This is a genomic window from Streptomyces sp. NPDC107575 (genome assembly GCF_055657265.1).
Map to the genome: position 1 here is coordinate 1,292,467 of NZ_JBVKBG010000001.1, position 13,877 is coordinate 1,306,343.

Here is a 13,877-nt window from a genome sequence, read left to right on the forward strand (position 1 = left end):
CCGTGAAGATCTGGCCATGGCTGCCGCGCCGGGGACGGACCTCGCTGCTGGCACATGCCAGGACGCGTGGGCGGGAACGGTGGGCCGCACTCCACGTCAAGTGTGCTGTTTTATGTGGATAATTCCGCCATGCCGGAAACTCTCGACACAGTGGACGAACCCGTCCCCGAACGCCACGCCTCTTGGCTGGAACTGTTCTTCGACCTGATCGTCGTCGCGGGGGTGGGGCAGCTGGCCCATCTGCTGCACACCGGGCCGACGTGGTCGGAGCTCGGCGAGTACGGCCTGCTGTTCCTGGCGTTCTGGTTCACGTGGGTGATGTTCACGATGTACGGGAACGTGGCCCAGGACCGGGCGCGCACCCTCGTCGTCATCGTCGCCATGTTCGGGATGGCCGTGATGGCCGCGGCCGTGCCGGGGGTGCGGGAGTCGGACGAGAAGGCGTTCGCGTTCGCCCTCGCCTACGTGGTGGTGCGCCTCATCGCCTCGCGTGCGGCGAACCAGCCGGGGAAGGTCGTCGCCGATCTGCCGATCCTGCAGCTCGGCGCGGGCCTCGTGCCGTGGATCGTGTCGCTGTGGGTCGGCGGGGACGCCCGTCTGTGGCTGTGGGCGCTGGGCCTCGCCGTCGACGTGTTCGTGATGGTGCGGGTCTCGCGGAGTGTGATGCAGGAGGCGGTCGACGAGCGCTGGGCCCAGGGCAAGGAACGCGTGCGGCGCCGCCTTGAACAGGAGGAACGCAGGAGTGACGCCGGACGTCCCGCCCGCGGCATCGGCGAGCGCGGCCGTCGGGCCCTGATGAAGCCCGAGCTGGTGACCGCGGACCTCACGCATCTCTCGGAACGCCTCGGCCTGTTCGTGCTCATCGTTCTCGGCGAGGGGCTCGTCCAGTCGGTCGACGCGGCCGGGGAGGCGGAGTGGAACGGGTCGGTGCGGATCGTCGCCGTCGGCGCCTTCGCCATCCTGGTCCTCGTGTGGGCGCTGGCGCTGCTCGGCGGCGCGCACGGGCTGCCGCTGCTGGTCCCGGAGGCGCTCGCGGTGCATCTGGTGCTGCCACTGCACTGTCTGTTCGCGGGGTCAGTGGCGGCGCTCGCGGCCGTGCTCGGCAGGGCGGTGGCCGACGCGGACGGCGCCCTGCCGGGGCCGGCGCGGATGCTGCTCGGCGTCGTCGTCGCGCTGATCCTGCTCACCGCGGCGGTGTGCGCCCTGGCCTCCGGCCGGGGGTGGCGGTGGACGGCGGGAGCGGTGGCGCCGGCCCTCGTGGTGGCGGGCCTGCTGGTCGTGGGCCAGGGCCCGTCGGTGTCCGAGGGCCTCGGGACCGGGCAGGCGGTCGTGCTCGCGGTGGTCGCGGTCGGCTGGCCGGTGGTGTGGCGGGCCCGGGGCGGGGTCGCCGTGCCCGCCACGACCGGCTGAGTCAGGTCCGGTCGTGGCCGGGCACGGCGGCGCCGCAGGCGGTCAGGCCGGGGACACCAGCCACGCCGCGGTGTCCCGCGGCAGTGCGCCCGCCGAGAGCGGGCCGCTCGTGAGGAGCGGAGGGCCGGTCAGGCCGAGGGTGGAGAGGTGGAGCGGCTCCTCGGCAAGGTTCACCACGCACACCACGTTCCCGCGGCGGAACGCGAGGTGGGGTGACCCGGGCGCGGAGAGCCACTGCGGGGGCGCCGCGGGATCCGGTGCCGGATGGATACGGCGCAGCCGCAGCGCCCGCCGGTACAGGGCGAGCGTCGAGCCCGGGTCCGCCTGCTGCGCGGCCACCGTGAGCGGCGCCCAGTCGTCGGGCTGGGGCAGCCAGGTCGCCTCGGCGGTCGCGCCGCTGAATCCGTAGGGCGCCGCCGTGCCGGACCAGGGGAGCGGGACGCGCGCGCCGTCGCGGCCGCGCTCGGTGTGCCCGGAGCGTTCCCACAGCGGGTCGAGGATCCGGTCGTCCGGCACGAACGCCTGGGGGAGGCCCAGTTCCTCGCCCTGGTAGAGGTACGCGGATCCGGGCAGCGCCAGCATCAGGAGCGCGGCCGCCCGGGCGCGGGCCGAGGAGCCGTACCGCGTCACCGGCCGGGGTGCGTCATGGCTGGAGAGCAGCCAGGTCACCGCGGAGCCGGGCACCGCGAACGAACCGTCGATGACCTCGCGCAGTTCCTTCGCATCCCAGGCGGCCTCCAGGAAGGCGAAGTTGAAGGCCTGGTGCATCTCGTCGGGGCGGATGTAGCGGGCGAGCCGTGCCGGGTCGAAGACCGCCGACTCCGCGACCATCACCCGGTCCTCGGGCTCGACCGCGCCCGGCGGCGCGGGGTGGGTGTCGAGGAGGGTGCGCCACTCGCGGTAGAGCGGGTGCAGTTCCTCCTGGTCGTAATAGGGCATGAGGTGGTTGCGCAGCGGGTCGGCGTGCTGGCCCGGGCCCGCGTCGGGCAGGCCTTCCGCCTTGAACAGGGCGTGCGCCACGTCCACCCGGAAGCCGTCCACGCCCCGGTCCAGCCAGTGGCGCAGCACGTCCGCGAAGGCGTCGCGCACCTTCGGGTTGCGCCAGTCGAGGTCCGGCTGCTCGGCGGCGTGCAGGTGGCAGTACCACTCGCCGTCCGCGACCCGCGTCCAGGCGGGGCCGCCGAACGCCGACTGCCAGTCGTTGGGCGGCAGTTCACCGTCCGCGCCCCGGCCGTCCCTGAACAGGTACATCTCCCGCTCGACGGACCCAGGCCCTGCCGCCAGCGCGTCCAGGAACCAGGGGTGCCGGTCGGAGGTGTGGTTCGGGACGAGGTCCACGATGAACTTCAGGCCCAGCGCGTGAGCCCGGGCGGTCAGCTCGTCGACGTCGGCGGTCGTGCCCAGGTCCGGGGCGACCCCCATGTAGTCGGCGATGTCGTAGCCGCCGTCGGCCAGCGGCGACGGATAGAACGGCGTGCACCACACCGCGTCCGCGCCCAGATCCTTGATGTGTTCGAGGCGTTCGGTCAGTCCGGGCAGGTCCCCGATGCCGTCGCCGTTCGAGTCGGCGAAGGCCCGCGGGTACACCTCGTAGCAGACCATGTCCTGCCACCAGCTCATGCGAAGGACCCTTCCGAAGCCCACCGGGAGGTGGGGAGGACCGGCTGTTCGCGGCCCGTCGCGGCGGCGACCGTGGCCGCCTCGGCGACCGCCACCGCGCCGAAGCCACTGAGGGCGTCCGCCGCCGGCGGGGTGCCCTCGCGCACCGCCCGTACGAGGTCGGCCATCGCGGCGCGCACGCTCTGCGCGTACACGTACGGCTTGCGGGCCTCGCCGCCGAGGTCGACGACGGCGTGCACATGGTGCGGCGCGGTGCGCTCCTCGCCGCGCCCGCGGGCGGGTGCGCAGGGCCCCGCGTCGCGTTCGACGTGGACCGTGAGCTGCTCGTCGCCGTGCGGCACGAAACCGTCGACCGACAACAACGGCTCGATCTGGAGCGGCAGTTGCTCCCAGCGGCGGGCGCCCGCCTCGTCGGTCCACGCCGAGATCTCCGCGTACGCCGGGATCCAGCCGGTGATCCGCGTCTCCTCGAACCCGTGGTCCAGGCGCATGAGTTGCCGCTCCGCGCGGTGCGCGTGGGTGAAGGAGTGCAGGTGCGAGGCGAGGACGCCGCCGGGGTGCACGACATCCGCGCTCACCATGTCGACCGGTCCGCCGGGCCGCGCCACCGCCGTGGCCCGCACGCTCACCGGGTCCGAGCCGAGCAGCTCCCGCGCCGCGTCGAAGAAGTGCACGCCGTGCTCGACGAAGATGCCACCAGAGTGCGCCGAGTCCCAGAACCAGTGGTCGGGCCCGAGGTCCTCGTCGGCGGCGTCGTTCTCGAACAGGAACCGGCGGACCGGCGAGAGCAGGCCCCGGTCCGTCAGCCGCCGCACGGCCCGCAGCAGCGGGTTGTAGCGCAGCACGTGGTCCACGACCAGGACGCGGCCGGCGCGGCGCGCCTCGTCGGCGACGGACGCCGCGTCCTCGGTCGTGGTCGCGAGGGGCTTCTCGCAGAAGACATGGCGCCCCGCACGCAGCGCCTCGGTGGCCATCGCGGCATGGGTGGCGGGCGGCGTCGCGATCAGCACGGCCGCCACGTCGTCCCTCTCCAACAGCTCGTCCAGGGAGCCGAGCGCCGGGACACCGTGCCGCCCGGCGAGCGCGGCGGCGCGCTCGCGCGAGGGGTCGGCGACCGCCGCCAGGCGCAGGCCCGGCAGGCCGGCGACCGCGTCCAGGACGAACTCCGCGAAGCCGCCGCAGCCCACCAGACCGATACCGAGCGGGGCGCCGGCGGTCATGCGGTGCGCTCCAGGAGGGCCACGCCGATGTGCGCGTCGGCCATGCCGTAGAAGACGTACAGCTCGCCGTCGATCTCCTCGATCGCCGTCGGGAAGACGACGTTCGGCACCGTGCCGGAGATCTCCTCCTCGGTCTCGGGCGCCATCAGGGGGGTGTCGGAGCGGGCGAGGATCTTCGACGGGTCGGCCGGGTTGAGGATCATCGCGCCGGCCGCGTACGACACCTTCTGGTTCTGCGCCCACGGGTCCTCGATGGAGCCGGAGACACCGTGGTGGATGAGGAGCCAGCCCTCGGGCACCCGGATCGGCGCCGGACCGCCGCCGATCTTCAGCGACTCCCACTCGTACTCCGACAGGGCCACGAGCGTGTGCTGCCGGGGGCGGACGAGGGCGCGGATGTCGGCTTCGACCTCCTTCACCGGCACGTAGCTGATCCAGATGCCGGGCCGCTCGTCGGTGACACCGGCCGGCAGGTGCACGCCCTCGCCCTCGCGGAACCAGCCGAGGTCCCACATCGGGCGGTGCAGCATCGCGTACGACAGCTCGCCGTCGGGGGCCGGGACCGGCTCGGGGAAGTGGACGACGTCCTTGTTCGGGAAGAGGTTGAGGTCGGTGTCCAGGTCGGCCTGGTACGCGAACTGGATGGGGCCGAGGCGCGTCCAGTCGGTGAGGTTCTCGGAGACGGCGAGGGCGGGCTTCGGGCCGAGCGGGCCGTAGGCGACGTAGGACATGACGTGCTTGCCGAGCGAGGGGACCCAGGTGATGCGGGGGTCTTCGACGCCGGCGTTGTTCTTGCCGCGCTCCCAGCCCTCGTCGGGGGCCAGGACGACGCCGCGGCGCTCGACGCCGTTCGGGACGCCGCTGTCGTCGAAGGTGACCTCGGCGAGGCCGACGCGGGAGACGTTGCCCTCCGCGACGAGGCGCGGCAGGAGGTGCAGCTTGCCGTCGGGGGTGCGGCCGGCGGCCGGGTTCAGGACGCCCTCGACCTCGTTCACCTCTCCGGCCAGCGGGGACATGACGACGCCCTTGCGGACCATGCGGTACGGGATGGTGACGGTGTCGTTGGTGGTGCTCATGTGTCGGTTCAGCCCTTGGTAGCGGAGTCGATGTCGGTGGAGGTGAAGTGGCGCTGGAACACGAGGAACAGGACCACCGCGGGGACGGCCAGGACGCAGGCCCCGGCCAGCAGGGCGCCGGCCGGGTTGGCGACCGTGCCCTGAAGGTTGGAGAGGAAGCTCGCCAGGGAGACGGCGAGGGGCTGCATGTCGGCGTTCTTGGTGACGAGGAACGGCCACAGGAACTCGTTCCACGGCCCGATGAACGTCAGGAGCAGCGCGGTCAGGATGGCCGGCTTGGCCATCGGCAGCGCGATCCGCCACAGGATCCGCAGCTCGCTCGCGCCGTCGATGCGCGCCGCCTCGAAGAGCGACTGCGGCATCTGCGAGAAGAACTGCCGGAACAGGAAGACGGCCGTGGAGTTGATCGCGAACGGCAGGATCATGCCGAGGTAGTTGTCGCCGAGCCCGTAGTCGCGGACCACGAGTACGTACAGCGGCAGCGTGAGCAGCTGGAACGGGATCATCTGCACCAGCAGCAGCGCGCCGAACACCGCGCCCTTGCCGCGGAATCTCAGCACGGCGAGCGCGTACCCGGCGAGCACCCCGAACACCAGGGTGCAGACGAGGACGCCGATCGTCATGATCCCGGAGTTCAGCAGCGAACGGCCCAGCGAGATCGTGCTGTTGATGGCCGCGTAGTTGGCGCCGGTGAGGCCGGAGGGGACGGCCGCCGACAGATCGCCGGCCGTGACCTTCCGGAGCGAGCCGACGACCATGTAGTAGAAGGGGAAGAGGAAGACGACCGCGCCGAGCGACAGCAGTACGTAGCGCAGGGCCTTGCCACCGGTGAGCCTCATGTCAGTTGCCCCTCTCGGTGAGCTTGCGGGCGGCGAGCGAGACGACCATGACGAAGGCGATGAGGACCACGCCGAGCGCGGCCGCGACATCGGGATGCCCCTGCTCGATGCCCTTCTGGTACATCAGCAGCACCGGCGACGTGGACGCGTGGTCCGGGCCGCCGCCCCCGGTCAGCAGGTAGGGCTCGCTGAACATGTTGGCGCCGGTGATGATCGCGTAGATGACGACCAGAGTCGTGGCGGGCCGCACGCCCGGCACGGTCACCGAGAAGAACTGCCGCACCTTGCCCGCGCCGTCCATGGCGGACGCCTCGTACAGCTCCTTGCCGACGTTCTGCAGCGCGGCCAGGTAGAGCATCACGAAGAAGCCGAGCTGCTTCCAGGTCACGAAGACGGCGATCATCGGCATCGCGAGATGCGAGTTGACCAGCCACGACGGGTCCGGGGCGTGCGAGCCGAGCAGATGGTTGACGAAGCCGTCCTGGCCGAAGAGGAACTGCCACACGGCGACGAGCGCGACGCTCGCGGTCACGTACGGGAGGTAGAACGCGGCGCGGAAGAACGCCCGCCCGCGCATCTTCGCGTTGAGCGCGGAGGCCAGGACCAGCGAGAGGCCCACGGTCAGCGGCACGTTGATGACCAGGAAGATCAGGATGTTCAGGAACGCCTGGCCGACCACCGGGTCGGTGAACACGTCCTTGTAGTTGGACAGCCCCACCCACGGCGCGTCCACGTCCGTGCCGGGAGCCGTGAAGTAGAAGCGGTGGAAGGACATCCACACCGTGTAGACCAGCGGGATCGCGAAGACCACGAGCAGGAACAGCACGTACGGCGACACGAACAGCGCTCCGACGCGTGCCCGCAGGTGGGCCTTGGGGGCGCTCATGACCGGTCTCCGTACTCGTGCAGCAGGTCGGTGATCTCGGAGGAGGCGTTGCGCAGGCCGGTGTCCGTGGACTCGCGGCCGAAGACGACCGACTTCGTCCACTCGTCGCGGAAGGCCTGCCAGATGTCCACCGAACCGGGCACGTTCGGCACCTCGACGACACGCTCCGCCTGGTCGGCGAACGCCTTGTACGTGGGGTGCTTCGTGAAGTAGTCCGCGTAGCGCGTGGTCAGGTCCTCGCGCATCGGCATCTGGCCGGTCGTCTCCAGGAACTTCCCGTCCTGCGCGCTCGACGTCGCGAACCTCAGCAGGTCCCAGGCCGTGCCCCGGTTCTCGCACGCGCTGAACATCGACACCGACTTCTCGTCGCTGAACGAGTGCTTGCCCGAGCCGCCCTCGGCGGTCGGCACCGGCGCGACACCGATGTCCACGCTGTTCTTGTACGCGGAGATCGCCCACGGTCCGACGGTGGCCATCGCGGCCTTCCCGTCGTTGAGCGCGTCGCCCGGATACGCCTCCTGCGGGGCCAGCTTCTGCGCGTAGAGCTTGCGCCAGAACGCGGCGACCTGGCGGCCCGCCGCCGAGTCGAACGTCGGCCTGCCGTCCTCGATCAGCTGCTTGCCGCCGGTCTGCGCGGCGAACGCGGGATAGAAGTCGTACCAGGGCTGGAAGAAGTCACTGGACGGCGACGGCCAGATCGCCGCCTTCGCGGCGCCGCTGCGCACCAGCGTCCGGGAGGTCTCCAGGAACTCCTCGTACGTGGCGAGCTTCGGGTGCTCCGGGTCGAGGCCCGCCTTCTTGAACAGCTTCTTGTTGTAGAGGATCATCACCGGGTTGCTCTTCCAGGGCAGCTGGTAGAACTTCCCGTCCGGCGAGGCGTACTGCTCGGCGAGGCCGCCGCTGCGCTTGGTCACGTACGACCTGCCGCCGGGGAAGTCGTCGAGCGGCACGAGCCCGTTCTGCTTCTGGAAGGTCGGCACCGCGGCAGGCGAGGTGTTGAAGGCCAGACAGGCGCTCGTGCCCGCGATGATCGAGGCGCTGATCGCCTCCTCGGACGTCTTGCCCGCGGGGATCTGCTGGGCCGTGACGTGCTGATCGGGATGGCGTTCGTTCCACGCCGCCACCATCTGCCTGCCCCACCGCACCTCTTGGGCGTTGTTGGACAGCCAGACCGTGATGGGGCCGTGCGCGTCGGCGGCGACGGTCGCGTCGGGGGCGGCCCGGCCGCAGGCTGTCGCCGTACCCGCGAGAGCGAGCACGAGCAGCGCGGACGCCGTTCTCCTCAGCATGATGATCTCCGAACTGTTCACGCGCGGCCTCGTCGCCGTGCGCAATTGCCGGTCCGCGCCGGGCGCGGCCGAAGTCTGGTGGAGCCCCGGTGGCTCAGTCGCGCGGCGCGGGGCCGATGGACGCGCGCGGGACGAACTCGGCGGGCGGCAGTGCCACGTGCGCCGCCCCCTCGTCCCCGGCGAGCACCGCGTCCAGGGCACGGGCCGCGGCCTCGCCCCAGCCGCGGGCGTCGGCCCGGGCCGAGGAGAGCGGCGGATAGCTGTAGCGGGTCAGGGGCGCGTCGTCGTAACCGACCACCGAGAGGCGCTCGGGCACGGGGACGCCCAGCTCCTGGGCGACCGAGAGCCCGGCCATCGCGGCCAGGTCGTTGCCGTAGACGATCGCGGTCGGCGGGGTGTCGAGCGCGAGCAGCTCGCGGGTGGCCCGCGCGCCGCCCTCGGCGCTGAACCCGCCGGGCAGCACCGGTCCCTCGGGCAGGCCGAGGTCGCGCAGCGCCTGCTCCCAGGCGAGGCGGCGCCGGTGCGCGTGCCGGAACTCGTGGGGGCCCTCGACGTGCGCGATGCGACGGTGGCCGAGCTCGGCGAGGCGGCGGACCGCGGCGGAGTAGGCGGGCTCGTCGTCGAGGCTCACCGTGGGCAGGCCGCCGCCCCACTCGGGCTGGCCCACCACCACGGCGGGCAGTCCGAGCCGGCGCATCAGCGGGGGGCGCGGGTCGTCGTGCCGCAGGTCGGTCAGGAGCACCCCGTCCACCTGGCGTTCGGCCGCGAGCCGTTCGTACACGCCCTGCTCCTGCTCTGGCGTGGTCACGTGCACCATCAGGCCGTCGCCGCGCTGCCCGATGACGGCCTCGACGCCGGCGATGAACGCCGGGAAGAAGAGGTCCGCCCCGATCTGCTCCGGATCGCGGGTCAGAACGAGGCCGAACGCCCCCGCCTTGCCGAGCGAGAGGGCGCGGGCCTGGCGGCTCGGGGTCCACCCCAGGTCGGCGGCCGCCGCGAGCACGCGGGCCTTGGTGTCCTCCGCGATGCCCGGGCGGTCGTTGAGGGCGAAGGAGACCGTGGCGCGGGAGACCCCGGCGTGGCGTGCGACGTCCGCGATGGTGGGCTTGCGGGCCATGGCGTACAGGGCTCCTCGGGGGTGGCCTCCGGATGGATGTTCAAACCGGTTTGAACGGCCGAACGGCGTTGACTAAACCGGTTTGAACGTGGAGGCGTCAAGAGGTTGCCCGATGTGATCTGCGTCGCTGTGCCGCCGCGCGCCGGGGGTGTGTCGGCGGCTTCGCTCAACGCCCGCCGTGCGAGCGGCGGTTGAGAACGGCGACCGTCGCCAACAGGGCGAGGATCGCCACGGCGAACCAGGTCATCGCCGAGGTCGCCGTGAGCCGGAGCGTGGCGAGGCCGAGGGCGACGGCCGGTCCGCTCAGCCCCAGATAGGCGACCAGGAACAGGCCCGCGAGCGCCTCGCCGCGCCGGGCGGGCGCCGCCATCGCGACCACGGCCCCGACCGCCGCCTTGAACAGCAGCCCCGCCCCGACGCCCGCGACCGCGCCGCCCACCAGGAACGTCGCGAGGTCGGCCGTGTGCATCCCGGCCACGAGCGTGAGGAAGCCCGCGCCCTGCGCGACGAGCCCCAGCATCGACTTCGTGCGCGGCGCGAGGCGGTTGGTGAGGATCTGCGCGAGGGCCGCGCCCCCGAACACCAGGAACGAGATCGCCCCGGCCAGCAGGTGCGAGGGGCGGTGCAGGGAATGCGCCACGAACCCGGCGGCGATCGACGAGAACAGGCCGAACACCGCGAACGACGCGAACGCGGCGGCGGCCGCCGCCACATACCCGGCCCGGTCGCCGTGGTCGGCGCTCACCCGCTGCGGCCGGTACTTCGGCCTGACCGGCAGCTCGCGCACCGTCTCCGGGGTGCGGGACACGGCCACCGCCACGGCCACGAGGAGGACGGTGAACACGAGATACGGCAGCCGCAGCGGACCCGTCACGTACTGCGCGAGAAGGCCGGACACCAGCGGGCCGAGGCCGAGCCCGCCGATGTTGGCGGCCGTCGCCACCGTCTCGAAGCGCTGCGGGGACGCGCCGGGACGGTGCGCGGCGTGCAGTTCGGCGAGGTGGGCGGTGGCCGTCGCGCTGAGCATGCCGATGCCAAGCCCGCTCACGAACCGGGCGACGAGCAGCACCGGCAGCGCCGGGCTCGACAGGAACAGCAGGGCGGCGACGAACTCTAGGCCGAGCGCCGGCAGCAGGATCCTCTTGCGCCCCACCCAGTCCGACACGTGACCGGCCAGCATCAGGCTGACCATCACGCCCACCGCGTACACGGCGAAGACGACGGTCACCATGAAGGTCGAGAAGCCGTCCCGCTCCTGGTACAGCGGGTACAGCGGGGTGGGCACCGTCGAGAACGCCATCGACGTGAGGAAGGCGAGCGCCACGGTCCAGAAGCCGATGCCGTGGCGGCGACCCGGGGCGGGCCGGGTGGTGGGGGAGGGCGGCGAGGTGCGGACGCGCGTCGGCGTGGCCATGCGGCAGGGTCCGTTCGGCTGGAGGGGGTGCGGGCGGGCACGTCCCACTCTCCGCCCGCGCAGCCATCACGTCCAACGAATCTTCCAGCTCGCAACGATCGCGATCACAGATGATTGATGCGATGGTCGACGAGTGGAACTACGGCATCTCGAGTACTTCGTGGCGGTCGCCGAGGAGCAGAACTTCACCCGCGCGGCGGCCCGTTTGCACATCGTCCAGTCCGCGGTCTCCGCGGCGGTCAAAACGCTGGAGCGCGAACTGGACGCGCGCCTCCTCGACCGCAACTCCAAGCGGGTGCTGCTCACCGACGAGGGCCGGGCACTGCTGCCGCGCGCCCGGATCGTCCTCGACGCCGCGCGCGACGCCGCCGACGCCGTGGCCGAGGTGCGGGGCGCGCTGCGCGGCACCCTGCGGCTCGGCACGCTCACCTCGATCCGGCTCATCGACCTGCCGGGCCTGCTGGGCGAGTTCCACCGCAGGCACCCCGGCGTCCAGGTGCAGATCACCGTCGCGCCGACCGGCTCCCAGGGGCATCTCACGGCGCTCGCCGAGCGCCGCCTCGACCTGGCCCTCGTCTCCCTGCCCGGGGCAAGCCCCGCCGAGGTCGAGCTGACGCCCCTGGCCGGCTCGACGCTCGACCTCGTGGTGCCGGCCGGGCATCCGCTCGCCGGGCGGGACAGCGTGGCGATCCGGGAACTGGCCGGGCTGCGGTTCATCGACTGCCCGGTGGGGTACGGCAACCGGTCCGTCGCCGACCGTGCCTTCGCCGCGGCGGGCGTCCCGCGGCACGTCACCATCGAGATCACCGACCTCGCGACCAGCGCCGATTACGTCAGGGCGGGCCTGGGCGTGGCCCTGGTGCCGCGCTTCCTCGCCGACACCGCACACGGCCTGACCGTGCTTCCGGTGACGGACGCGGACCTCGGCTGGACGCTGTACCTCGCGACCCCGGCCGACCGTCCGCCGAGCGCCGCGGCCCGCGCGCTCACGGACCTGCTGCGGGTTTCGGCCGCCGGGTCCGGGTGACGACGCAAAGATGGTCTTGAGACGCCACTGGCATGTGCCATACGTTTGGATGCGCCGAAGGGGGTTACCCTCTTCAACGCCCCTGGTCCCCGGGCAACTTGACTGTAGACGCCACAGTCGCATCGCCGACAACGCGACTGTGGTACTCCGTCCGAAGTGTGCCGACCGGGGCTTCCTCCCGCGGTCCCGCGGCGTCGTCGGACGGAACGGGCGAGGAAGCGCGTGAAGGGGAGCCGTGCTTTCTCGTGGGTGACCCCCGCCGATGTTCGCACCCGATTTCCGGCGGGGGTCACCGTTGCCCTTATCGCGACGGCCGGGCGGGCGGTCAGTGGCCGAACGCCTCCTGCAGCCACCAAGCGCCCTCGTCACGCGTCGTCTTGGCGTCGATCACCATCGGCCGGTCAGGGGCGGCGAGCCAGTCGGCGAGCGGGGCCAGATCCTCGGGCGCCGTCACCGTCAGGGCCGCGCAGCCGTGTCCGCGGGCGAGCGCCGCGATGTCGGTGTCGGGGAACGTGACCGTGGACAGGTCCGCCGCCTCTCCGGGGTGGCCGAAGTGGTGGACCTCCGCCCCGTACATGGCGTCGTTGTAGACCACCACCAGGAGGGGCAGGCCGAGGCGCACGGCCGTCTCCAACTCCGAGACGCCCATGAGGAATCCGCCGTCGCCGCACGCCGCCACCGGAAGGCGATCGGGCCGGGCGAGCGCCGCCCCGATCGCCGTGGACAGGCCGAGGCCGATCGACTGGAACGCCTGCGTGAAGCACAGTCCGTACTGGTCGGGCACGTCGAGGTACATGCTCGGGTAGCCCATGAAGTTGCCCGAGTCGACGGCGACCGTGCGCTCGGCCGGAAGCATGCCGCCCAGCTCCAGCGTGAGCGTACGGGGATCGATGCGGCCGTCGCCCGAACCGTCCTCGAACGGGACCCGGGGCCAACTCCCCTCCACGGCCAGGCGCTTGGCGACGTCCGGCGTGCGGTAGCCGGTCGTGGCCGGACCGTCCGTAAGGAGCGCGGCGACGTCGAGCGCCGTCTCCGTGACACCGGCCCACAGGCCCAGGTCGATGTCGCGGGTGCGGCCGAGGGCGTCGCGGTCGACGTCCACCTGGACCACCGTGGCGGTGTCCGAGATGAGGCGCCCGTGCCGCATGGTCCACATGTTCAGCGCGCAGCCCCAGCCCACGATCAGGTCCGCGCCCGAGATGAGCTCGGCGGCCAGCGGCGTGGAGAAGCCGCCCGCAACATCCAGGCACCACTCCTCGCCCGGCTGCCCGTTGAACAGCCCGCGCGCCACCGCCGACGTCGCGAGCAGCGCGCCCGTACGGTCGGCCAGCGCCGCGATCGCCTCTCCGGCCTCGCCGGAACGGGCACCGCGACCGGCCACGAACACCGGGCGTTCGGCGCGCCGCAGCAGCTCGGCGAAGGCCTCCGTATCGGCGGCGGCCGGGCGCGGCAGGCCGGGCGCCGGGCGACGCCGAGGCGCCACCGCGTCCTCCGGCAGCACTTCGTCCTGTACGTCGATGGGAACGTTGAGGACCACCGTGCGGCGCTCCTCGGCGCACAGCCGGAACGCCCGGGTCACGTCGTCGAGCGCCGTGCGTGGGGAGCGGACCCGCGCCGACACCGCCCCGACCCCCTCGGCGACGGCCGGCTGGTCGACGTGGAAGTTCGAGGTCCGCTCCGTCGCCTCCGCCGTGACGACCAGCAGCGGAGTGCGGCTCTTCGCGGCCTCGGCCACCCCGGTCAGGGAGTTGGTGTAGCCGCAGCCCTGGTGCACCGTGAGGACGGTGACCTCGCCACTGGTGCGGGCATGGGCGTCCGCCATGACCGCCGCGCCGCCCTCGTGCCGCGCCGCGACGAAGCGCGCGCCCGCGGCCACGAGCGCGCCCGTGACATGAAAATTCCCGCTGCCCACCACGCCGAACGCGGTGCGCACACCGAGCCGGTGGAGCTCACGGCCGATGGCTTCCCGTACGAGCATG

At 72.4% G+C, this 13,877-nt stretch carries 11 protein-coding genes; 2 read left to right on the top strand and 9 right to left on the bottom strand.

Going from position 1 to position 13,877, the window contains the following annotated elements; genetic code table 11:
* Positions 1–129 precede the first annotated feature (129 nt).
* Complete coding sequence (locus ACZ7L4_RS06095; protein ID WP_472100090.1) at positions 130–1,410, top strand: low temperature requirement protein A; 1,281 nt, start codon at positions 130–132, stop codon at positions 1,408–1,410.
* 42 nt (positions 1,411–1,452) lie between these two features.
* Here ACZ7L4_RS06095 and ACZ7L4_RS06100 read toward each other — a convergent pair whose 3' ends face one another.
* The 8 genes from ACZ7L4_RS06100 to ACZ7L4_RS06135 form a co-directional block, all read right to left on the bottom strand.
* The gene (locus tag ACZ7L4_RS06100) at positions 1,453–3,030 is read right to left on the bottom strand and encodes a glycoside hydrolase family 13 protein (RefSeq protein ID WP_472100092.1); all 1,578 of its coding nucleotides are present in this window, start codon (positions 3,028–3,030) and stop codon (positions 1,453–1,455) included.
* The gene (locus ACZ7L4_RS06105) at positions 3,027–4,250 is read right to left on the bottom strand and encodes a Gfo/Idh/MocA family protein (protein ID WP_472100094.1); all 1,224 of its coding nucleotides are present in this window, start codon (positions 4,248–4,250) and stop codon (positions 3,027–3,029) included. The genes ACZ7L4_RS06100 and ACZ7L4_RS06105 overlap by 4 nt, the downstream gene beginning before the upstream one ends.
* Positions 4,247–5,326, bottom strand: a complete 1,080-nt coding sequence (locus ACZ7L4_RS06110; RefSeq protein WP_472100095.1) for a glycoside hydrolase family 130 protein — start codon at positions 5,324–5,326, stop codon at positions 4,247–4,249. Before ACZ7L4_RS06110 ends, ACZ7L4_RS06105 begins: the two co-directional genes overlap by 4 nt.
* A gap of 8 nt (positions 5,327–5,334) precedes the next feature.
* Positions 5,335–6,165 carry a carbohydrate ABC transporter permease gene (locus ACZ7L4_RS06115; protein ID WP_472100096.1) on the bottom strand — a complete coding sequence of 277 codons (831 nt, stop codon included), beginning with the start codon at positions 6,163–6,165 and terminating at the stop codon, positions 5,335–5,337.
* Between the two features lies 1 nt (position 6,166).
* On the bottom strand, positions 6,167–7,051 hold the full coding sequence (locus ACZ7L4_RS06120; protein WP_472100097.1) for a carbohydrate ABC transporter permease: 885 nt from the start codon (positions 7,049–7,051) through the stop codon (positions 6,167–6,169).
* A complete protein-coding gene (locus ACZ7L4_RS06125; RefSeq protein WP_472100098.1) occupies positions 7,048–8,340 on the bottom strand; it encodes an extracellular solute-binding protein in 1,293 nt (430 codons plus the stop codon). The genes ACZ7L4_RS06120 and ACZ7L4_RS06125 overlap by 4 nt, the downstream gene beginning before the upstream one ends.
* Before the next feature lie 94 nt (positions 8,341–8,434).
* Complete coding sequence (locus ACZ7L4_RS06130; RefSeq protein WP_472100100.1) at positions 8,435–9,457, bottom strand: LacI family DNA-binding transcriptional regulator; 1,023 nt, start codon at positions 9,455–9,457, stop codon at positions 8,435–8,437.
* A gap of 166 nt (positions 9,458–9,623) precedes the next feature.
* Positions 9,624–10,871 carry an MFS transporter gene (locus ACZ7L4_RS06135; RefSeq protein ID WP_472100102.1) on the bottom strand — a complete coding sequence of 416 codons (1,248 nt, stop codon included), beginning with the start codon at positions 10,869–10,871 and terminating at the stop codon, positions 9,624–9,626.
* Between the two features lie 133 nt (positions 10,872–11,004).
* Between ACZ7L4_RS06135 and ACZ7L4_RS06140 the strand changes: the two genes are divergently transcribed.
* Positions 11,005–11,898 (top strand): LysR family transcriptional regulator, encoded by an 894-nt coding sequence (locus ACZ7L4_RS06140; RefSeq protein WP_472100104.1) that lies wholly within the window; start codon positions 11,005–11,007, stop codon positions 11,896–11,898.
* Positions 11,899–12,223: 325 nt separating this feature from the next.
* Here ACZ7L4_RS06140 and ACZ7L4_RS06145 read toward each other — a convergent pair whose 3' ends face one another.
* Complete coding sequence (locus ACZ7L4_RS06145) at positions 12,224–13,876, bottom strand: thiamine pyrophosphate-binding protein (protein WP_472100106.1); 1,653 nt, start codon at positions 13,874–13,876, stop codon at positions 12,224–12,226.
* Position 13,877: the final 1 nt, after the last annotated feature.

Excerpts from the sequence above, each read along its gene's own strand:
- ACZ7L4_RS06110 (WP_472100095.1), bottom strand. The coding sequence starts at position 5,326 with ATGAGCACCACCAACGACACCGTCACCATCCCGTACCGCATGGTCCGC.
- ACZ7L4_RS06125 (WP_472100098.1), bottom strand. The coding sequence starts at position 8,340 with ATGCTGAGGAGAACGGCGTCCGCGCTGCTCGTGCTCGCTCTCGCGGGT.
- ACZ7L4_RS06100 (WP_472100092.1), bottom strand. The coding sequence starts at position 3,030 with ATGAGCTGGTGGCAGGACATGGTCTGCTACGAGGTGTACCCGCGGGCC.
- ACZ7L4_RS06115 (WP_472100096.1), bottom strand. The coding sequence starts at position 6,165 with ATGAGGCTCACCGGTGGCAAGGCCCTGCGCTACGTACTGCTGTCGCTC.
- ACZ7L4_RS06135 (WP_472100102.1), bottom strand. The coding sequence starts at position 10,871 with ATGGCCACGCCGACGCGCGTCCGCACCTCGCCGCCCTCCCCCACCACC.
- ACZ7L4_RS06095 (WP_472100090.1), top strand. The coding sequence starts at position 130 with ATGCCGGAAACTCTCGACACAGTGGACGAACCCGTCCCCGAACGCCAC.
- ACZ7L4_RS06145 (WP_472100106.1), bottom strand. The coding sequence starts at position 13,876 with ATGCTCGTACGGGAAGCCATCGGCCGTGAGCTCCACCGGCTCGGTGTG.
- ACZ7L4_RS06130 (WP_472100100.1), bottom strand. The coding sequence starts at position 9,457 with ATGGCCCGCAAGCCCACCATCGCGGACGTCGCACGCCACGCCGGGGTC.
- ACZ7L4_RS06120 (WP_472100097.1), bottom strand. The coding sequence starts at position 7,051 with ATGAGCGCCCCCAAGGCCCACCTGCGGGCACGCGTCGGAGCGCTGTTC.
- ACZ7L4_RS06105 (WP_472100094.1), bottom strand. The coding sequence starts at position 4,250 with ATGACCGCCGGCGCCCCGCTCGGTATCGGTCTGGTGGGCTGCGGCGGC.